This is a genomic window from Gammaproteobacteria bacterium (assembly GCA_024235095.1).
GTDB lineage: Bacteria > Pseudomonadota > Gammaproteobacteria > Competibacterales > Competibacteraceae > UBA2383.
Genome location: JACKNC010000001.1, coordinates 2,024,728 through 2,045,909 on the forward strand (window position 1 = coordinate 2,024,728; position 21,182 = coordinate 2,045,909).

Sequence of the window (21,182 nt, forward strand, 5' to 3'; positions counted from 1 at the left end):
TGGTTAGTTAATCGGCTCAAGCTTCCGTGATGACCACGGTACGAAACAGGATATTACCGCAGTGTGGGTATAGGGTCTATGCGCTTGTCCGGGATGTTTGGATCCAGCCTGGATAAATATTGGGAATTGACGTCACTTTCCCTTCTTCCGATCCAGCCGCCAGACAAAGTCCTCGACGATCCGGCGATACAATTCCTCCTTGAGCACCAGATCCTCAATGCCATGATCGAGATTAGGGTTGTCGTTGACCTCGATCACCACGACGCCCTTGGCAGTTTGCTTCAAATCGACGCCGTAAAAGCCATTGCCGATCAGATTAGCCGCCTTCATCGCATTTTTGACGACGATTTCCGGCGCATTCTCGACCCGGAAAGTCTTGGCCTCGCCTTCGCGGAAGCCGCGACCCTTGCCCGGTTCATGATGGTAAATCTGCCAGTGTTCTTTCGACATAAAGTATTGACAGACAAATAAGGGAACTTTGTTCAGAATCCCTACCCGCCAATCAAACTCGGTGTAAAGAAATTCTTGCGCTAACAGCAAGTCGGACGCTTTGAACAGCTTGCCGGCCATGTCCAGTAGTTCGGCGCGGTCGTTGACCTTGAAGACGCCGCGCGAGAAGGAGCCATCGGGAATTTTCAGCACAATGGGATAGGGAATCTCGCTGTCCACTCGTTCCAGATTATCGCGGCGAACGATCACGGTTTTCGGGGTGCGTACCCGATGGGTGCGCAGCAGTTCGTCCAGATAGACCTTATTGGTGCATTTGAGAATCGAGTCGGGATCATCGATCACCACCATGCCCTCGCTCTCGGCCTTCTTGGCGAACTGGTAGGTGTAGTGGTCGATGCCGGTGGTTTCGCGGATGAACAGAGCATCGAATTCGGCCAGTCGGCCATAGTCTTTTTTCTCGATCAGTTCGATATTGACGCTGCACTCGCGCCCCGCCTTGACAAAGTATTGCAGGGCCTTGGGGTTGGAGGGCGGCATTTCTTCCTTGGGATTATGCAACACCGCCAAGTCGTAGCGATAATTGCTGCGCGCCCGGGGTTGCCGCCAGCGTCGGCTGAGATAGGTCGTTAAGGCGCTCAGAAACATTTCGCCCTGTTCCGCCGACAGCGAGTGCAGGTGCAGGGCCTTGACGGTATCGATGCGCCATTTGCCTTGCCGGCGAAATTCTACCCTCAACAATGGCGAACGGAAGGCGTCGAACAATTGCCGGGCCAGCTCCTGTAGCTCCTTGGCGACGCATTGACCGAAAAAAATGTCCAGTTCGAAGGCGGTGGCGGTAAATCCGGAGCGAGGTTTACCCAGCACCTGCTGAACATGGTCGTCCAGATCCTCGATGTCGAGACTATAAATGGATTTGCGGCTGAGATCGTTGAGGGTGCGCACGCTGGGGATCACCCGGTGATGCCGCGCCTCGGCCAGCAGGGAACAGTAGTAGCCCACGCTCAGATAGCGGTAACTGCGGCACAGGTTCAGCACGCGCTGGCTGCGCCCCGTAGAATATTCCGGTTTAGCCAGATAATCCTTGGCGGCCACCACGGGCAGTTTCGGGAAGTGATTTTTCCAGTCGGTGGGATTTTCCACCAAAATGATGTGATCGGCCATCGGTGTAAAACGTCCTGATAAAGCAGGGGGTATGAGGTTAAAACAGCGCCGGCGGTTCCGGTCGGCGTTGGGAACGGTAAAGAATTAGCACCGCCTTCTGAGCGGCTTTGCCATAGCGGGCCATGCGCTGGAACTCCCGGTGAGGGATCGGCATGTTGATGGAGTCCGTGACGGTTTCGCCTTTCTCGGTATCCACCAGTGGATCATGGACGTAGATATAATGGTCATCGAAGCCGGTAACGACTACCCAGTGTGGGAAACGTTCGCCATAGATGCGGTAGGAGCTGATCAGCACCAGTGGAATACCGCCCGCTTCAAACTTCTGGCGCAGTTCATCCACGCTCAGGCTGCCGCAATGCAAGGCGACCGGTAGTCGTTGCAATTCCTCAATCCAGTCTTCCTGCACCAGCCGCATGACTTCCTTTTTTTCGGGGTTGCGCACCGAGTCCACCAGAAAAACGCCATCTTCATTGACGTAAATTTCGAGATCGAAACCGCGCCGGTAAGCTGACAGCGCCAGACCGTAGGGGCCGCAGCCGCCATGCCCGGAGGTCATAAAAATCGTCGTCGCTTCGCGCCACAGACGCAGCTCCAGTTTGCGGCTCAGCTCCAGCGTTGGGTCCAGGGCTTTCATGGCCATCATCAGCGCTGCCGGGCCGCAGGTGAACTCCAAAGTTTGCTGGTAATATGGTGTTTTGACCAGATCGAGCTGGAGTTGCGGAACCAGGCGCTTTTCGAAGCGCAGCGCCGTCATGTGGTCTTCGTAATAATCCAGCACTTCCTTGAATTGACGATAACCGTGACGACGAAACAGGTTCAGCGAAGGGGGATTGTCGCGGCGCACTTCGAGGCGCATGGACACACAATCGCGCTCCAGCGCTGCGGCTTCGGCGGCTTCCAGCAACCGGTCGCCGATCCGGCGCCGGGCGAAATCCGGATGGACGGCGATGGAATACAGCCGAGCCATCGAAGCGCCGCGCGAAAACAGCAGCAGCACATAGCCGCAAATCTGCTCCGCTTCTTCCTCGACCAGGGTGGTCGCGTGACCACGGGTCAGTAGATGACGGAAACTGCGGCGCGAAAGCCGGTCTGAGTGAAAACAGCGGTTTTCAATCGTCAGCAGAGCGGGAAGATCGGCCAGGGCGGCAAGACGCGGCATAACAGTTCGGAGCGGTTCTACAAGCAGGGAGCCATTAGGCGATAAACAAGAATGAGGAAAGCCAGTGGGATGAAAAATTACTGGCCGGTTAACCGCTCCAGCGCTTCGCGGTACTTGGCGACCGTCTTCTGGACAATCTCCGGCGGCAGCTCCGGTCCAGGCGGTTGCTTGTCCCAATCCAGCGTTTCCAGATAATCGCGCACGAACTGCTTGTCGAAACTGGGGGGATTGACGCCCGGTTGGTATTGATCTGCCGGCCAGAAGCGGGAGGAATCCGGGGTTAGCGCCTCGTCCATCAAAACCAGACTCCCATACTCGTCCAGCCCGAATTCAAACTTGGTGTCAGCAATAATAATGCCTCGCGCCAGGGCGTAGTCGGCGGCTTCCCGATAGAGCCGCAGGCTGATCTCCCGCATCTGTTCTGCTAAATCCCCCCCGATTTTGGCTACGACATGGTCAAAGCTCACATTCTCGTCATGCTCGCCCAGCGCCGCTTTGGTAGAGGGGGTAAAGATCGGCTCCGGCAACCGATCCGCTAACTGCAACTGGTCAGACAGGCGAATCCCGCAGACCATGCCGCTTTGCTGATAATCCTTCCAGCCCGAACCAATCAGATAACCGCGAACAATCGCCTCCACGGGTAAACATTGAAGCCACCGCGCCACCACGGTTCGACCCGCGATGTTTCGACGCTCATCGGGATCCGGCAGCGCTTGCTCCAGGGTCCTTCTGGCCAGTTGCAGATGGTTGGGGACGATTCGCCGGGTGCGTTCAAACCAGAAATTCGATACTGCGGTCAATACCGCGCCCTTGCCAGGAATCGCCGTCGGCAAAATGACATCAAACGCCGACAGGCGGTCGCTGGCCACCATCAACAGGTGTTGATCATCCACGGCGTATAAATCACGGACTTTGCCGCGATAAACCAGCGGCAGGCTGGTGATATCGGGTACAGCGGCGGCATCGGAAACAATCATGCGCGGGTTACTCCTGACCTGAATAAAGCAGAACAACAACGCCGCGCATTTTAATACGATTCGTGTATCGGCGTCGGTATTTTGCATACCTCCGGCGCTTTAGTTCATTGTGCGACCCGATGTTTACCGTCATTTGACCGATTGAGCGTACAATCAATAAAATCTGGAGCAACCCTAAAATTAATCATTTTGCATGGTAATCAAGACCAAGAATAAGATAGAGTTAAATAGATGACCGATTTCGTTGAAGTTTGGCATAACTCAGTTCATCCGCCGAATCAATGGAGGAAAATGATGAACCGGTTTTTACAACCTGGCGCAGGGTTATTGGCGCTCATCGTGGGAATCGCCGGTTGTGCGGCGCCTTATTTACAATCGCCCAGCAAGCCGGTCGCCAAGGCGCCGATCGTCGATCGCAGTACGCGCAGCGCCCGGCGGACGCCAACCTATCCTGCCCAACCCGCTCAACCTGCTCTCCCATCGCCTCAACCTCCGGTGGAAGTCGGGCAGTTGCCACGCGAGGATCCGTTGATGCCCCGCGAATATGCTTCTCCCTATCCAGGGACGCGCTATTCGGCTGAGCGTTATCCATCTGCGCCAACCCCTTACCCGACGCCGACGCCGGCCTATCCAGACGCCTATGGCGCGGCGCCCGCGGGGTCGTTGAACCCGACCTATCCAACCACGCCAGACGCGGCCTACCCGTCGCCGGCCTATCCACCCGGCGCGGCCTACTCCTCGCCCAGTTATCCCTATTACCCTGACGCGCCAGGTGTCGAGCAGGATACCGATGCGCTTTATGAAGCCGCACCAGCGCCGGACGCGCTGCCCCCATCCAGTCCGGTAAGTTCGCAGCCAGCCCGTCCGAAACCAGTGGAGAAGCCGGTGGAGAAGCCGGTTGCCTTGGCGCCGCCCGTCGAACCCGAGCCAGAACCGGAAGTGCCCGAGGTTTCGCTGCCGCTAGCGCCCCCCCCTCAGCGACCTGCGCCGCCGCCCCGTCCTGCGGAATTGCCGCCGGCGGAAATTACCCGCGAAGGCAATCAGGCGGTGGTAGCCCTGTTGGACAGCGCTGATAAATATGTCAAGAGCAACCAGTTGGACAAGGCTGGCGCGGCTCTGGAGCGGGCGCTGCGCATCGAACCTCGTAACGCGGGCATCTGGCATGATCTGGCGCAAATTCGCCTGCATCAGGGTCAGTATCAACAAGCCGAGACGTTGGCCAGCAAATCCAATAATCTGGCGGGCGGCAATCGGGCACTGCAGGCCCGTAACTGGAAATTAATTTCGGTCGCGCGCCAGGCCAGTGGGAACAAGTCCGGCGCTGAAGAAGCCGAGGCGCAGGCTTCGCTGCTATCGCGCTGAACGACGATCACTGGATGAAATAGCGCAATGGACATGGCTGAACTGTTGGGATTCGATGGCCCCCTGGCGCGTCATGCGCCAGGGTTTGCGCCACGCTTTCAACAGCAACAAATGGCCACCGCTGTGGAAGCTATCCTGAATGAAGGAGGGACCTTGATCGTTGAAGCGGGTACGGGTACCGGCAAAACCTATGCGTATCTGGCGCCCGCGCTCCTGTCCGGGAGACGGGTGATCATTTCCACCGGCACCCGCCATTTGCAGGATCAACTCTACCATCGTGATTTGCCCATAGTGCGTCGGGCGCTGAAAAATTCAGCGAAAGTTGCGCTGCTCAAGGGGCGCGGGAATTATTTATGCCGGTATCGCCTGCGTTTGACTGCACAGGAAGGCCGGTTGACCTCCCAGGAACAGGTTGCGGAACTGCGGCGCATCCACACCTGGGCGCGGCGCACCCGGCGCGGCGACATTGCCGACGTTCCCAACGTGCCGGAAAACTCGCCCATCTGGCCGCGCGTCACTTCTACCACGGATAACTGCCTGGGGCAGGAGTGTCCGGATTGGAGCGACTGCTTTCTCGCCAAGGCGCGGCGCGAGGCGCAAGCGGCGGATGTGCTGGTGATTAACCATCACCTGTTTTTCGCCGACATGGCGATTAAGGAAACCGGCTTCGCGGAATTGTTGCCTGGAGCAGAAGCCATTATTCTCGACGAGGCGCATCAATTACCGGAGATCGCCAGCCACTTTTTTGGCCAGTCGTTGAGTAGCCGGCAATTGCTGGAACTGACCCGGGATACGCTAGTGGAACAGGTTCGGGATGCGCCAGATTTTCCGGAGTTGCGTAAACGCGCCTTGGCGCTGGAAATCGCCCTTGCCGTTCTATGCCAGACGCTGGGTTCAACCGATCGCCGGGCGCTCTGGCGTGAAGTGGCTGATGAATCAACGGTACAGGAAGCGATTGCCGAGGTGACTTTGAAGCTGGATGCACTGCGCGCCGCATTGCGCGAAGCCGCCGGGCGCGGCAAAGGTCTGGAGAATTGCTGTCGGCGCGGCGACGATCTCGGGCAACGGTTGCAGACGCTGACGGGAACTGATCGCGATCCCGGCAACGTCTGCTGGTTCGAAACGCGGGGACGGGGGGTGATGCTGACCTTGACGCCGCTGGATATTGCCCCGACCTTCCAGGGACGGATGACGGCGCAACCGGGCGCATGGATTTTTACCTCGGCGACGCTGGCGGTAGGACAGAGTTTTGGCCATTTCGCGGCGCGGCTGGGTTTGGCGGACTATGCAGCGCTCTGCTTGGACAGTCCGTTCGATTTTGCTGGCCACGCCCTATTGTATCACCCACCGGACTTGCCCGATCCAGCGATGCCGCGCTATACCATCGCGCTCCTGGAGGCGGTATTACCGGTGCTGGAGGCCAGTCAGGGGCGGGCATTTCTGTTATTCACCAGTTACCGGGCCTTGCATGAGGCGGCGGAGTGGCTGGCGGGGCGGGTGGACTATCCGCTGCTAGCGCAGGGTCAACTGCCCAAGGCGGCGTTGTTGCAACAATTCCGGGAACTGGGTAACGCCGTGCTACTGGGCACGACCAGCTTCTGGGAAGGGGTGGATGTGCGCGGCGAGGCGTTGTCCTGCGTGATCATCGACCGATTGCCGTTCGCCTCGCCTGGCGATCCAGTGATGCAGGCGCGCATCGAATCGCTGCGTCAGCGCGGCGAGAATCCATTTATGAGTTATCAGTTACCCCAGGCGGTCATTACTCTGAAACAGGGCGTTGGCCGATTGATCCGCGATGTGAGCGACCGGGGGGTGCTAGTGCTCGGCGATCCCCGGTTGTTGAGCAAATCCTACGGGCAAGTTTTTCTGGACAGTCTGCCGCCAATGCCGAGGACAAAAAAGCTGGAACGGGTGCAGGCGTTTTTTAGCAATTCGGAATCATGATCTCGTTCAGACACTACCCACCAGTAGCCTTGTTTTCGATGTTTGTGAATTGAATTCCATGTGATACTGAAAATTATCTTGTGATATGACCTGAAATCCAAGTTTCTGGTAAAGAAAATATGCCGGGTTTTTGAAAAGAACGCTTAATTTTAGTGGCTTGCCTTGCTTTGTTGCCTTCGCTATCTCTTGCTTGAGAATGGCGCTTCCAATTCCGCAATGTTGAAAATCCGGATGGATCTGTATCTCAGTTATTTCATGATAATCGATTGATTCCTTTAACCAAATACCGCCAGCCAACTGGCCGTCCAGCATAATTTTTCTGAATCCCCGCTGACGCCACTTTCTATCGAATGCGCAAAGCTGTTGACTTTCGCTCCATCCGCCAAACTGGTCTTCAATCACCGTCCTGTACGAAAGCTCATACAGTTCCCAGAAATATCCCTTATCAGTTTGATCCGTTTTCTCGAACTGAATGTCCATCTTTCCAGTCTCCATCAGGCGTTTGCGGAATCGCCCGCTCTGCGGCGCTGGAATTGCTCGCTCCCGCGCCGTTCCAGCCACAACCGATCCCGCAACCCCGACGAGCGCCGCAATCGCCGCTCCACCGCTGCTTCAAACACCTCCGGCGCGCCATAAAATACGGCTTGCTGTTTGGCCCGGGTCAAGGCCGTATAAATCAGTTCGCGGCTTAATACCGGTGACGGCTCATTTGGCGTCACGACCAGCACGCATTCAAATTCCGACCCCTGACTTTTATGCACGGTCATTGCGTACACGGTCTCATGCTCCGGCAAACGCGCCGGCGCGAAACTGCGCAGCGCGCCATCGTTCCCCAGGAAGAATACTTTCATCCGCTCCGGTTCCTTCGCATCAGGCAGGGTGACGCCAATGTCACCGTTAAACAGGCGCAGGTTGTAATCATTGCGGATCACCATGACTGGCCGGCCCGGATACCAGGTCTGTCGGGCATCGATCAGCTTTCGACTCTGTAATATCTGTTCACACAAAGGGTTCAGCGCCTCCACTCCAAACAGTCCACTCCGCACCGCGCATAACACCCGAAAGCGGTTAAATTGTTCAAAGATTATTTCTGGAGCAGCGCCAGTCCGCACCGCGTCCAGATAGGGCGCGAATCCGGCGGCAACCGGTTCTTGCAACTGCTCCGGCAATGCTTCTGCGCTCGCCAGGGTGCGCCAGTCAATGTCTGCATAACGACCGTCCAGTAGCATCGCGATTTCTGTTGCCCGGCCCCGGTTCACTGCCTGCGCCAGCGCGCCAATGCCACTGGCGGCGCTGAATCGGTAACTGTGCCGCAACAACACAATGGCGTCGACCAGGGAGGAGGACGATTCCTTGCCGCGCGGCAGCGCTTCGCCGGTCAATGTCGCCAACCGGTTTTGGAATTCGGGGGAAAATCGTCCAGCGCCGGTGCAGAGATCGCCGAGCACTGACCCGGCTTCCACTGAAGCTAGTTGATCCTTGTCACCCAGCAGAATCAGCCGCGTCGAGGGCAGCAGTGCGTCCACGGTCTTGGCCAGCAGCGCTAGTCCGACCATCGACACTTCATCCACGACCAGCACATCCAGAGGCAACGGATTATCGCCATTGTAGCGGAAATACACGGAATCGGGCCGACTGCCCAGCAAGCGATGCAGCGTGGATGCCTCTTCGGGAATTTGCGCCGCCTGGTCATCCGATAAACCGAGTCCCGGCTTGGCGGCGCGTATGGATTCCTGCATCCGCGCTGCTGCCTTGCCGGTCGGTGCGGCCAGCGCAATGCGCAACGGACGCTCGGCCTGCCCAGTCAACAACGCCAGAATGCGCAGGACGGTGCTAGTTTTGCCGGTCCCCGGACCGCCGGAAATTACGCAAACCTGTTTCAGCGCGGCCACCACGGCGGCGATCTTTTGCCAGTCCGGCCCGGTCAATGTCGGGTGACGCGGGAAGAGTCGATCGAGATCGGCGCGCAGTTGGGTTTCATCCATTGGCGCTGGCGCTTCTTTAGCGCGTCGCAACAGATCGCGAGCTAAGCGTTGTTCGTATTCCCAATAACGGTAGAGGTACAATCGACCGCGCCGATCAAGCACCAGGGGCTGACGTTGACCGGGTTGACCAACCACTGGACTAGCGCGCAAGGCGTCCAGCCATTCATTGGTGGGAGGCAGGGTGAATGAGGCTGGCGCTTCCGTTTTGTCGGTCATAATCTGCCAGCGTCGCGCCCATTGGCGTAGATTGACGCAGATATCGCCCTGACCGGTCGCATGGCTGGCTAATGCCGCCGCCAGCGCCAGATCCGGGGAGGGACTGCCGGTCAAACGCTCCATGAAGCGCGCGAAATGCCAGTCCAGATCCGTCACCATCCCCAAGCTGTGGAGAACGGGCAGGGCGTCATCGTGGTTGGCGAGCGTTGCAGGCTCACGCAAATTCATAGCTTCATTATTCAAGGTCGTATCTTCAGAATCCGACTTCTTCGATAAACTTGGCAGCCGAGGGTCAGCGGGCGTTTACTGTCCAGCCGGCTGGAGTTGCCGGAAGAGATCAGCTGCATCGTCGCGGTTGACGCCGCCCCGGTTGTTATCCTGCGGCATCAGCAGTTGAATCGGCGCGGGCTGGCCGGTATGGGTGGGACGATCCAGCCCCAACGTCACCAGCGACGGGAAGGCGATGATTAACGCCACCATGATCACCTGAATGACTACGAACGGCACCGCGCCCCAGTAAATGTCCGTGGTGCGAATCGTCGGCGGCGCAACGCTGCGTAGATAGAACAGCGCAAAACCGAAGGGCGGATGCATAAACGACGTTTGCATGTTCACGCCCATTAAAATCCCGAACCAGACCAGATCAATGCCCAGCTTTTCCGCGACGGGCGCCAGCAACGGCAGAATGATAAAGCTGATTTCAAAGAAATCCAGAAAGAAGGCCAGCAGGAAGACCAGGATATTGACAAAAATCAGAAATCCCATCGTTCCGCCAGGCAAATCGAGCAGCAGATGCTCGACCCACAAATCACCGTCGACCCCGCGGAACACCAGGCTGAATACGCTGGAGCCGATCAGGATAAAGATCACGAAGCTGGCGATTTTTGCGGTGGAATGCAGGGATTCCGTAACCATCTTCCGGTTCAGCTTGCCTTTGGAAAGGGCCAGCAACAATGCGCCCACCGCGCCCATGGCGCCGCCTTCGGTCGGCGTGGCCCAGCCGATGAAAATAGTCCCCAGCACCAGAAAAATCAGTAAAAGCGGCGGAATCATCGCCACGATCACCCGCTTGAACAACCCCCAACCACGCAGAGTGCGCGCTTTCGGCGGCAAGGCCGGGGTCAGATGCGGTCGGAACAACGTATTCAGCAGCACCCAACCCACGTACATCGCGCCTAGAATCAGGCCGGGCAATACCGCACCCTTGTACATATCGCCGACAGAACGGCCCAGCACGTCCGCCATCACGATCAGCACCAGCGAGGGTGGAATAATCTGCGCCAGGGTTCCGGATGCGGCAATGACCCCGCAAGCCAGCGATTTGTCATAGCCGTAACGCAGCATGATCGGCAGCGAGATCAACCCCATTGCAATCACCGAGGCGGCAACCACGCCGGTCGTGGCCGCCAATAGCGCGCCAACGAAGATCACAGCAAACGCCAGTCCGCCGCGAATGTTGCCGAACAACTGACCAATGGTGTCCAGCAAGTCTTCGGCCATGCCGCTGCGCTCCAGCACCAGGCCCATGAAGGTGAAAAACGGGATCGCCAGCAGGATCTCGTTCTTCATGATGCCAAATACGCGATCCGGCAAGGCTTGCAGCAGATTGGGCGTGAGCAGACCCAGTTCAATGCCAATCAAGCCGAACATCATGCCGACCGCCGCCAGTGAGAACGCGACGGGGTAGCCGATCAGCAGAAACAGCATGAGTGCTGAAAACATGATCGGCGCCATGTTGGCGATCAGGAATTCAGCCATGTCAATGTCCTCCGTGGAAGGTTGGCATGGGCCGATCGCCGGTCAGTGCCGCGATGCTCTTAATCACTTCGGAAACCCCCTGCAGGCTGAGCAGGGCGAATGACACCGGAATCGCCAGTTTCAGCGGCCACCAGATCAGGCCGCCTGGATCGGGCGAGGCTTCGCGGGTCTGGAAAGAAATCAGAAAGTAATTCCAGGAATCGGCCACGATCAACAGGCAGACCGGCAACAGAAAGAGCAATCCGCCCAGGATGTCAATCCAGACTCGCGCAATCGGCGGCAAGCGCGACGACAGGACGTCAATCCGCACATGGCCGCCTTGTTGCAGCGTCCAGGCCGAGCAGAATAGAAACACTAGACCGAACATGAACCATTGTGCTTCCAGCAAGGCGTTCGATCCCCAGTCAAAGGCATAGCGCAGAGTAGCGGCGGTGGCGCTGGTTAGGATGCAGAACAGGATCAGCCAGGTCATCCAGCGGCCAATCATGGAATTCAGGGCGTCAATGGCCGCCGCGATGCGAAGCAAAAACTTCATGCGGTCTCCTTGGACGAAATAGGTGTGGCGAGGCGGATAGCTCAGCCCTCTCCCCCAACTCCTCTCCTGCCAGTGGGCGAGGGAAATGCACGGTTACAATCAGTCATTACAGCTTCCAGCAAGTGTAGTTGCTGGGCATGGACCTGCCACGCGCTGGCCAGAGAAGGAAGGGCATTTACTGGTAAAATAAACTTGTCTTCTTGGAGTTTCCATCACACCCTTCGTTCAGGACATAATCTATGCGCTATCAGGACTTACGCGATTTCATCGCTCAACTGGAACAGCTCGGCGAGTTGAAGCGTATTCGGATCGCCATCGATCCTCATTTGGAAATGACCGAGATTTGCGATCGAGTATTGCGCGCCGGCGGGCCGGCGATTCTCTTTGAAAATCCTAAAGGTCATACGATCCCGGTGCTGGGCAATCTGTTCGGCACGCCGCGCCGGGTGGCGCTGGGCATGGGTGCTGATGATGTGGACGCCTTGCGGGAAGTGGGCAAACTGCTCGCGTTTCTCAAGGAGCCTGACCCACCGAAAGGGATGCGTGACGCCTGGGAGAAACTCCCGATCTTCAAGAAAGTGCTGGATATGGCGCCGAAAAAGGTAGGTCGTCCGCCTTGTCAGCAGCGCGTGATCGAAGTTGCTGATGTCGATCTGGCGCGGTTGCCGGTGCAACACTGCTGGCCGGAAGATGCCGGGCCGCTGATCACCTGGGGTCTGGTCGTCACGCGGGGACCGAACAAGCCGCGTCAGAATCTGGGTATCTATCGCCAGCAGGTCATTGGACGAAACAAGGTTATCATGCGCTGGCTGGCCCACCGGGGCGGCGCGCTGGATTTCCGCGACTGGCAACAGGCCCGGCCCGGCGAACCGTTTCCCATCGCCGTGGCGCTGGGCGCGGATCCAGCGACGATTCTAGCAGCAGTGACGCCAGTGCCCGATACGCTGTCGGAATACGCCTTCGCTGGTTTGCTGCGAGGATCGCGCACCGAACTAGCGCAATGTCTGAACAGCGATTTGCAAGTACCGGCCAGTGCGGAGTTTGTGCTGGAAGGACATATCGCGCCGGGCGAAACGGCGCTGGAGGGACCGTTTGGCGACCATACCGGTTATTACAATGAAACCGATCATTTTCCGGTGTTCACTATCGACCGCATCACCCATCGCGAAAATCCGATTTACCACAGCACCTACACCGGGCGACCGCCGGATGAACCTGCCATTCTTGGCATGGCCTTAAATGAAGTGTTCGTGCCGATTCTGCAAAAGCAGTTTCCTGAAATTGTCGATTTTTACCTGCCGCCGGAAGGCTGTTCCTACCGATTGGCGGTGGTGGCGATGCGCAAGCAGTATCCGGGACACGCCAAGCGGGTGATGCTGGGCGTGTGGTCGTTCCTGCGGCAGTTTATGTACACCAAGTTCGTGATCGTCGTCGATGAGGACGTGAACACCCGCGACTGGAAGGATGTGATCTGGGCGATGACCACCCGCATGGACCCAGCGCGGGATACGGTAATTATCGAGAACACGCCGATTGATTATCTGGATTTTGCTTCGCCGGTATCGGGACTCGGTTCAAAAATTGGCTTTGACGCGACCAGTAAATGGCCGGGTGAGACGACGCGGGAATGGGGCCGGCCCATTGCGATGAGTATTGAGGTGAAACAACGGATCGATGCGCTGTGGGGGGGGTTGGGGTTGTAACGCCGACGAACCGAACGAATGAATATGCTTCTAAACAGACTATGTCCAAAATCCAAGAGATGAGTCGATCAATGCCTTATCACGTCACTATCCAGCCGAGCGGCCACGAGTTCCAGGTTGCGGATCATGAATCGGTGCTGGACGCCGCCCTACGTGAAAAGGGCAGCGTTCTGCCCTATGGTTGCCGCAACGGTACCTGCGGTTCCTGCATGGGCACGCTTCTGTCTGGTCAGGTCGTTTACCCCGAGGGTCGTCCGCCGGCGCTCAGCGAACGCGAAGAGACCGAGGGTAAAGCGCTACTCTGTCAGGCTCGACCCGCCTCCAACCTGGTGATCGAAGCGCGCGAGGTGAAAACCTGTGGCGATATTCCGGTAAAAATTCTGCCTTGCCGGGTGGAGCAACGGGAATTGCTAGCGCCGGATGTCATGCGGCTGTATTTGCGGCTACCGAGCGCTGAGCGTCTGCAATTCCTGGCGGGCCAATACATCGACATTCTACTGGCCGATGGGCGGCGGCGCGGGTTCTCGCTGGCCAATCCACCTCATGCCGACGATCTGCTGGAATTGCATATTCGCCATGTGCCAGGTGGCTTTTTCACCGGTTACATCTTTGAACGTATGAAGGACAAGGCGCTGTTGCGCTTTCAGGGGCCACTGGGAACGTTCTTTCTGCGCGAGGATTCGCCACGCCCGGTTATTTTGATGGGCGGCGGCACCGGTTTCGCGCCGTTAAAGGGTATGCTGGAGCACGCCTTCCATATTGGCTGGGATCGCCCGCTGCATCTGTACTGGGGTGCACGGGCTAAAGTGGATTTATACCTGGATGCGTTACCGCGCCGCTGGATAGAGGAACAGACCAACTTCCGCTATACCCCAGTGCTATCGGAACCGCACTCGGAAGATGATTGGCAAGGACGGACGGGCTGGGTGCATGAAGCGGTTGCCGTCGATTATCCCGATCTCAGCGGCTACGACGTTTACATGAGCGGCCCACCGCCGATGATCGAGGCTGCCAAGCCGGTTTTTGCAGCCCAAGGGTTGTCCGCTGAACAGTTATTTTACGATTCCTTCGATTTTTCAGCGCAATAAGATGGATATGCAGGATTGCGAGTGAGACGAAGTCAGTCCACTACGTTGCTCCCTGAAGACGTCATCACTTGATTCAGGATTTGCAAAGCGTCAGCAAAATGCAACCGTTCGATCTGTTGACCAACGGGTTGTAATTGTTGATGGATCTGTGGATCAGTGATTTGCCGCATCAGTTCCGCGAAGTAGCTTTTGGCTTTCAAGTCGCGCGCGGTGAGCAGTTCCGCCAGGACGGCGATCTGCGCGGCCCAGGGTTCCCGATCCGACAGCGGGGGTTGATTCGCTCGCGCGTCATGGGACGCCCCGATTTCGCCCGTGGTTTCAGTCCTTGAATTGAGTTGATCGATTCCGGTCAAAACCTCTTGCCATCGCGCTTCCGCATAACGGAAGTGTAAGCGGATACCGTTAGCACCCTCAATAATTGCTCGCTCCAACTGCCGCATCGCCTGCTCCAAGGATGTCGCGGCAAGATTTCCCGCTACTCCAGCCAGAGCATGCGCCTGGTGCGCCGCTTGTTCCTTGTCGCCGGCGTCCAGAGCTGCCTGGATTTCCGCCAGCACCGCGCCGTGTTGATCGGGAAACCGGGCCAGGAGCCGTCGATAGAGTGCTTCGTTGCCGCCAACCCGCTGGAGTCCAGCGGCTAGGTCAAGGCCAGGCGCGGCATTGGGTAAAGTAGAAGCGGTTGTCTTATTAATCGGGGATGGGGCCTCCGTCCGGGCGTTCGCATCAACCGCTGGCGGTTCAACGGCAATGTTTTTAACCCAAAGCCGCAACTTTTGATATAAATTGGACACATCAATCGGCTTAGCCAGGTAGTCATTCATACCGGCTGCCAGACAGCGTTCCCGCTCACCGGCCAGTACATTGGCGGTCATTGCGATAATGGGCAACCCGGCAAAACGCGGATCAGCACGCAATTGTCGGGTTGCCGCATAGCCGTCCAACACCGGCATTTGCAAATCCATTAACACAACATCAAATCCGCTGGGATTCGCCTGAAGCGCTGCTAACGCTTCCTGTCCTTGATCGGCGATTTGTACCTGCAAGCCAGCCTGACGCAATATCTCCGCCGCCACCTCTTGATTGAGCGGCTGATCCTCAACCAGCAACACCCTCGCTCCACGCAGCCGCTGCATTTCTTTAAGCACGTGACTCGATTCCTGCCGAGTTTCCACCTCTTCCGGTGCGGCATGACCAAATGCTGCGGTAAAACGAAACGTACTGCCTTGATCGGGAACGCTGGCGACGACAATGCGTCCTCCCATCATTTCCACGAGGCGCTGGCTGATGACTAGACCCAAACCGGTGCCGCCAAACCGTCGGGTGATGGAAGCATCCGCCTGATTGAACATTTGGAACAGCCGGCCCTGCTGCTCTGGCGTCATGCCAATGCCGGTGTCCCGAATCGAGAATTCCAAGCGAATCTGTTCCGGAAAATTTTCTATGACCTGGATAGAGATTACGACCTCGCCTTGTTCAGTAAACTTGATCGCGTTTCCCACCAGATTCAACAGGATTTGACCCAGGCGATGCGGATCGCCGCGTAGATATTTGGGCGTTCGCTCGTCCTGATGAAACGTGAGCGCCAGTCCTCTTTCAAGGGCGCGAAAGCCTACAATGCTGCGGATTCGATCAAGAACCGCCTGCAAATCAAAGGGGATATTGTCCAGATCGATATGTCCCGCTTCGATTTTAGAGAAATCCAGAATATCGTTGATGATGGTTAACAAGGTATGCGCCGAATGCTCCATCTTGTTGAGGTGATTTCTCAGCTTCGGCGACAGCTTATTTTGTTGCGCCAGATAGAGCAGTCCTTGAATAGCATTGATCGGAGTACGGATTTCATGGCTCATATTGGCCAGAAACTGGCTTTTGGCCTGGTTGGCTTCTTGCGCTTCCTGTTCTGCCCGTTGCCGCTCAAAAACTTCACGGCGCAAGCGACGCCCTAAGGACAGCACCCAACGCCAGACTACCAACAACAGTATGAGGATGAGCACGAATTCGGCGATCAGGGTTTGACGGATGTCCTGCTCCAAGGTCTGAAAAAACAGAGGGCTGATATGAAATCGGGCGATGCCCAGCAGTTCATCCGTCAAAGGTGCGTAAAGGGGGACTGGAACACAGAAGCAGCCTGGATGACCCATTTTCCCGCGTTGCAAATTCAAGGTCTTATCAGCGGCGAGGACGACGTTATAGTCCAATTCTAATGCAAGTCCAACGATGAGCGGTTGATCGGTTGCAGGATCGGTGGCGAGCAGAATTTTGTCCATCGCCGCCTCGACTTCACTAACGGAAACGGGATCGCCGCGCGGCTGCAAGACTTCCGCCAGGGAAACCGCCTGTGCCTGGGCCAACAGCTTGGCGTTAGTTTCCGCCGCCAGAAGCAAACGAGGTTGCAGAAGAAAAAACCAATAAAAGACGGTGACGCCCCCAACCGCCAGCGCGAGTAACAGAAACGACAGAGTCAATTGGAAAACGATTCGTCCGACATGCCGCCGGACGCGATAACTCCGATTCTCCTCATGGTTCATGAATTTTGGCTACCTTCAACAGGAGACTCTTCAGCCGAATTCCGGATCGCCTGAGGGTGGTCTGGTTGATATAAGGCAGTACCCGCACTTCGATGGCCAAACCCGCTAAAACACCCCTTTCCACATGTCCCTCGAAAGGTGAAAACACGACCCGCTGGTGATCGATACCATATCGAATCACTTCCTCCAGCACAGGGTCCGGCAACGATTGCACCAGATAAATGGCTGCTGGAACCTGCTCTTGCAGCGTACTGAAGTGAGCGCCATCGGCGAGAATCACCTGGATGGGATAATTTTTAATTTTACCTTGCTCACGGCCATGCCCGGATGCTTGCAATGCAGCGGCGAACTTTTCGGCTATTCTCCGGTCGTTCCGGTAAAGCAGCGCCAGTAGCAGTCGGCCCTGAGCATCGATTTTTTGTCCCAAGTCCTCATCCGCTGCCAGCAGGGCGCGAAACAACCGCAACCCGATCTGCGCGCGCTGTTCCTGCGGATCGCCCAACGCGCCATACGAAGCGCTTAGAAGACTCAACAGGATTCCCAACAAGAGCGCTAAACGCCTGGACCCGGAGTAACCGGACATTGCAGGTCGATTACCCTGATGATTGACGGTCGGCATTAAAAATCATAAGAAATCTGCCCCCAGACGAGGCTATCAGGAAAATCACTGCTTTCCACGCGACCCGGTTCGCTCACCAGGAACTGCTGATCGACTTGCAACAGATTATGCACTCCAAACCGCAGGGTCAGTCCTTGGGTCCAGACATCGAACAGGCTTAGAGTCAGCGCAACGCGATGCTCAGGGTCAGTATCGATGCTCGAGGCATGACGCGCGCCCACATAATTCCAATGGGCAGCCAGCAACATGTATTCGTAAGGGCGGTAAAACAGCGCCAGATTGCCCAGCCAATCCGCAGTGCTAGGGTCTGTCCCAATCGTTTCTCCACCCAACAGGTAGGGATGAAGACCGGACCGGCTGTCGGCATACGAGAGATTGAACCAGGACTTAAGTCGGGGGGACCATTGCTGTTCCCATTCGAATTCCACACCGGTTGTTTCTGAAGTGCCGGTGTTAATAAAAATAGGAGCAGATGGTGGAGGATTTATGCGGTTGATATTATTTTTTATTTTTGAATAAAACAGGGTCAACCGCAAGGTCCGTTCAGGCTGTCGGTGGATATAGCTTAATTCCGAGGTATGGATATTCTCGGGCTCAAGACCCGTTTGGTAGGTCGGTATAACAAGCTCCCAGAAAGTCGGGGCGCGATAGCCGCCCGCATACTGGGCTTTCACAATATGCCCCTCAGAAACTTGCCATACAACGGCCAAACGCGGATTCCAAAGATTCTGTTCCAAATCGTCGCGTCGATCAAAGCGCAGACCTGCCGTGAGCGCGAGTTGATCAGAGGCTTCGTATTGATCTTGAAGGCTAATTCCATAATAACGACGTTTGATATCGTATATGAATCCATTGTTAGGGCGGACATTGAAAGGGAGAGCTCTGCGGGCCTCCTCTGTGTGATCGTCCGTGTACGACAACTGCGACAACCACTGATGACGTTCCATCCCTTGCCACGCAAGTTCCGCTTGGCCTTCCCAGGCATATCCTAGAAAGCGCTGAATGCCTTCTTCGAAATCATTATTGAGATAAGAAAGCGAAAGGCTTAGCTGCGCGTCGCTGGCTAGATCGAAGGATTGGCGCGCGATGATGGTTTCCGTGTGTTGATCGCGGCTGACGCCCTGATCGATGGCATAATCTTCGTTGATCGCCTGCGCTGTCAGTTCAAAGCCGCGGTGCGCGAATTTGAGGATCGCTGACTGTTGGTCATTCTCCGCATCAATGCCAATGGGCGCTTCCACCGAAGAGCCTGTGAGACCGGCAACATTGAGACTCAATCGAGTCGCCCCATCTTCGCTTTGATCAGCGTACAGACCGTTCACGGTGGTCGCGCCATGCTCATCCACGCGCGTGGCGACTTGAGAGGTTTTTTGCCGGGTTAGAATATTCAATACACCGTAGTAGGCAAAATCCCCATATAATAATGCATTGGGACCCCGGATAAATTCGATGCGATCCACTTGTTCAATAGGCAATGAAAGCGCTTGGGAAGTCAACCCGGAACTTTCCCGGCTCATGGGGGATGAGTTCAACAACACCTTGATATTTCCGGAGTTAAACGGGGAGGTGAATCCACGGACCCCAACGAAGAGTTCTCCTTGCTTGTTTTGAAGGAGCATCACGCCAGGAATCAGCGCCAACGCCTCCCACACCGTGCGCATACCTAAGGTTTCCAACTCCCGACCCTGCAGCACCGTCACCATGCCCGGCACGTAATCTACATTCAACCGGCTCTTTGTGGCGATTTCCGTGCTTTCGTCCAGCACTTGCATGAACTCGCCTAACCAGGCTTCATCTTGACTGTCCGAATTCGCCGCCAAATTAACCAGGGCTTCCTCGGCTCGCAGAGCAAAAGTACCAATGACCAGCAAAAACATTCCTGCCGATGTCAGCCAGAACTTTGGTTGATTACCCATTATTGATTCCCCACAATCCGGTTTCTCCCCATTTGTTTAGCCTGATATAGATGTTGATCGGCTTTTTCGATCAAGGCTTGGGGGCTAATGTGTTGATCGGGTTCCAGAGTCGCTACGCCCATGCTGACGGTTATGAAAGAATGCTTTGGCGAGCGGGCATGGTCGAGACGCAGGGACGCTACCCGCTGCCGTAATCGTTCTGCAATGACCAATGCGCCCGCATGGTGAGTCCCTAGCAGCACGCAAGCGAATTCTTCGCCGCCGTAACGAGCCGCTAAATCGGTGCGCCGGGTTAATCCATTCGCTAGAGTGGTTGCAACGACCTGTAAACAGCGATCGCCGGCGACGTGACCGTAGTGGTCATTGTAGGCTTTAAAATGATCCACATCCGCTAGAATGAGCGACAGCGCCGCCTCGGAGCGAACGGTATGAAGCCATTGGGTTTCGAGAAACTCATCGAAACAGCGGCGGTTAGCAATCCCGGTCAAGCCGTCGGTCATTGAAAGCCTGGCCAGATGCTCCCGGTAGCGTTTCAGTTCCAAATGGATGCCCACTCGTAACTTGACGATGCCGGGACGCACCGGCTTGGTCAGGTAATCGACAGCGCCCAAGTGCAGGCCAATCTCCTCATCCTCTTCCTGATCCTTCGCAGTCACGAAAATTACCGGTATTTCCCGAGTCAACGGGTTCTGTTTTAGTTGTTTGCAAACCTGGCGCCCATCCATACCCGGCATGATGACATCTAACAGGATGAGATCCGGCGATTGCTCTTGCACCACCGCCAGCGCCTCCAGACCATTCGTGGCGAACAGAATGCGATAGCGATCGCACAGTGCATTGTTTAAAATTTCAATATTTTCAATCATATCGTCGACCACCAGAAGAGTCGCCTGATGTTCATCGGGTATGGTCATTTCTATTCCTCAACTTTGCAGAACTGCTGAAACCTTTTTCACTACCATTAACCATGCAAACAGCGCATGGTAATTTGCATCTCGAAATTCAGACTTCCTGCCCAAGCGCTCTATTCGCGCCCTGAGCCCTGGGTGAACAGCGCGCTGGCGATGATTGTTGGACGCCTCGTCTATGCTGGCAGCAAGCTCTCATTATGCAACCATCACCCCAACACCTGCCTGTGAGAGGCTTCTGGATCTCAGCGTAACCGCCTTGACTGCGATGGGGGCGTACCAACGTGCAACCACCGTGGAGAAGCGCGGTGCGCGGGTGGGTAAGGTCTTGGCCAAATACAAGATGGGCAAGTTTATCCGCTGGTCCATTGAGGCCGACCAGACCATGCCGGCCTTCCGGACGCACCGCTTGGTATGGTCGATTAACGCCGATCAGGTGGCGCAGGAAAAGCGATTCGACGGGTGCTATATCATCACGAGCGATGTTGACCAAGAGCAGATGAATACCGTGGAAGTCGTCGCCGCCTACAAGAGTTTGACCTTTATGAAACGGGCCTTTCGTAATCTAGAGACCGTTCAGTTGGAGATTTGTCCCGTTTATCATAAGCATGATGAGCGCATTCGTAGTCATGTCTTCCTATGCATGTGGGCCTATTATCTGCAATGGCACCTGGAGCAACGTTTATACCGTTTACCGATAGATTCTGAATCTTTCTTTCCCTGGGTAACCCTGGCGGCCCCTCCATTTTTCGGGTTAAACCTAACGGTAATTGGTATTAGCACCCTGGGTTGCCAAGGATGGAGAGGGGCAAGAGAGATGTTGGACATTGCGCGATGTGCTCGATTATCTGACTCAGATAACCCATAACAAGG

At 56.2% G+C, this 21,182-nt stretch carries 16 protein-coding genes; 5 read left to right on the forward strand and 11 right to left on the reverse strand.

What is annotated here, in order from left to right; all coding sequences use genetic code 11:
- Nucleotides 1-132: 132 nt before the first annotated feature.
- From H6973_09030 to H6973_09040, 3 genes are all read right to left on the reverse strand, one after another.
- Nucleotides 133-1,611 (reverse strand): RimK family protein, encoded by a 1,479-nt coding sequence (locus tag H6973_09030; GenBank protein MCP5125756.1) that lies wholly within the window; start codon nt 1,609-1,611, stop codon nt 133-135.
- Nucleotides 1,612-1,648: 37 nt separating this feature from the next.
- Nucleotides 1,649-2,770, reverse strand: a complete 1,122-nt coding sequence (locus H6973_09035; protein MCP5125757.1) for a GNAT family N-acetyltransferase/peptidase C39 family protein — start codon at nt 2,768-2,770, stop codon at nt 1,649-1,651.
- Between the two features lie 77 nt (nt 2,771-2,847).
- Entirely contained in the window at nt 2,848-3,747 is a 900-nt protein-coding gene (locus H6973_09040; GenBank protein MCP5125758.1) for a phosphoribosylaminoimidazolesuccinocarboxamide synthase, read from the reverse strand.
- A 231-nt stretch (nt 3,748-3,978) separates the two neighbouring features.
- On the opposite strand from H6973_09040, the gene H6973_09045 reads away from it, so the two are divergent.
- Nucleotides 3,979-5,109, forward strand: coding sequence for a tetratricopeptide repeat protein (locus H6973_09045; GenBank protein MCP5125759.1), 1,131 nt, complete (start codon nt 3,979-3,981; stop codon nt 5,107-5,109).
- A 27-nt stretch (nt 5,110-5,136) separates the two neighbouring features.
- Nucleotides 5,137-7,053 (forward strand): ATP-dependent DNA helicase, encoded by a 1,917-nt coding sequence (locus H6973_09050; protein ID MCP5125760.1) that lies wholly within the window; start codon nt 5,137-5,139, stop codon nt 7,051-7,053.
- A gap of 6 nt (nt 7,054-7,059) precedes the next feature.
- Here H6973_09050 and H6973_09055 read toward each other — a convergent pair whose 3' ends face one another.
- The 4 genes from H6973_09055 to H6973_09070 form a co-directional block, all read right to left on the reverse strand.
- Nucleotides 7,060-7,533 (reverse strand): GNAT family N-acetyltransferase, encoded by a 474-nt coding sequence (locus tag H6973_09055; GenBank protein MCP5125761.1) that lies wholly within the window; start codon nt 7,531-7,533, stop codon nt 7,060-7,062.
- Nucleotides 7,534-7,547: 14 nt separating this feature from the next.
- Nucleotides 7,548-9,413, reverse strand: a complete 1,866-nt coding sequence (recD, locus tag H6973_09060) for an exodeoxyribonuclease V subunit alpha (GenBank protein MCP5125762.1) — start codon at nt 9,411-9,413, stop codon at nt 7,548-7,550.
- A 144-nt stretch (nt 9,414-9,557) separates the two neighbouring features.
- A complete protein-coding gene (locus tag H6973_09065; protein MCP5125763.1) occupies nt 9,558-11,012 on the reverse strand; it encodes a TRAP transporter large permease subunit in 1,455 nt (484 codons plus the stop codon).
- 1 nt (nt 11,013) lies between these two features.
- Nucleotides 11,014-11,547, reverse strand: coding sequence for a TRAP transporter small permease subunit (locus H6973_09070; GenBank protein MCP5125764.1), 534 nt, complete (start codon nt 11,545-11,547; stop codon nt 11,014-11,016).
- Between the two features lie 239 nt (nt 11,548-11,786).
- On the opposite strand from H6973_09070, the gene ubiD reads away from it, so the two are divergent.
- Nucleotides 11,787-13,250 (forward strand): 4-hydroxy-3-polyprenylbenzoate decarboxylase, encoded by a 1,464-nt coding sequence (gene ubiD, locus H6973_09075; GenBank protein MCP5125765.1) that lies wholly within the window; start codon nt 11,787-11,789, stop codon nt 13,248-13,250.
- Nucleotides 13,251-13,321: 71 nt separating this feature from the next.
- Nucleotides 13,322-14,338 carry a CDP-6-deoxy-delta-3,4-glucoseen reductase gene (locus tag H6973_09080; protein MCP5125766.1) on the forward strand — a complete coding sequence of 339 codons (1,017 nt, stop codon included), beginning with the start codon at nt 13,322-13,324 and terminating at the stop codon, nt 14,336-14,338.
- Nucleotides 14,339-14,370: 32 nt separating this feature from the next.
- Here the strand turns inward: H6973_09080 and H6973_09085 are convergent, their stop codons facing one another.
- The 4 genes from H6973_09085 to H6973_09100 form a co-directional block, all read right to left on the reverse strand.
- Nucleotides 14,371-16,866, reverse strand: a complete 2,496-nt coding sequence (locus H6973_09085) for a response regulator (protein ID MCP5125767.1) — start codon at nt 16,864-16,866, stop codon at nt 14,371-14,373.
- Nucleotides 16,856-17,398: a hypothetical protein gene (locus H6973_09090; GenBank protein ID MCP5125768.1), complete on the reverse strand. Its 543-nt coding sequence runs from the start codon at nt 17,396-17,398 to the stop codon at nt 16,856-16,858. The genes H6973_09085 and H6973_09090 overlap by 11 nt, the downstream gene beginning before the upstream one ends.
- 86 nt (nt 17,399-17,484) lie before the next feature.
- A complete protein-coding gene (locus H6973_09095; protein ID MCP5125769.1) occupies nt 17,485-19,401 on the reverse strand; it encodes a TonB-dependent receptor in 1,917 nt (638 codons plus the stop codon).
- Nucleotides 19,401-20,315: a diguanylate cyclase gene (locus tag H6973_09100; GenBank protein ID MCP5125770.1), complete on the reverse strand. Its 915-nt coding sequence runs from the start codon at nt 20,313-20,315 to the stop codon at nt 19,401-19,403. Before H6973_09100 ends, H6973_09095 begins: the two co-directional genes overlap by 1 nt.
- Nucleotides 20,316-20,487: 172 nt before the next feature.
- Between H6973_09100 and H6973_09105 the strand changes: the two genes are divergently transcribed.
- The gene (locus H6973_09105) at nt 20,488-21,177 is read left to right on the forward strand and encodes a hypothetical protein (protein MCP5125771.1); all 690 of its coding nucleotides are present in this window, start codon (nt 20,488-20,490) and stop codon (nt 21,175-21,177) included.
- The last annotated feature ends 5 nt before the right edge of the window (nt 21,178-21,182 follow it).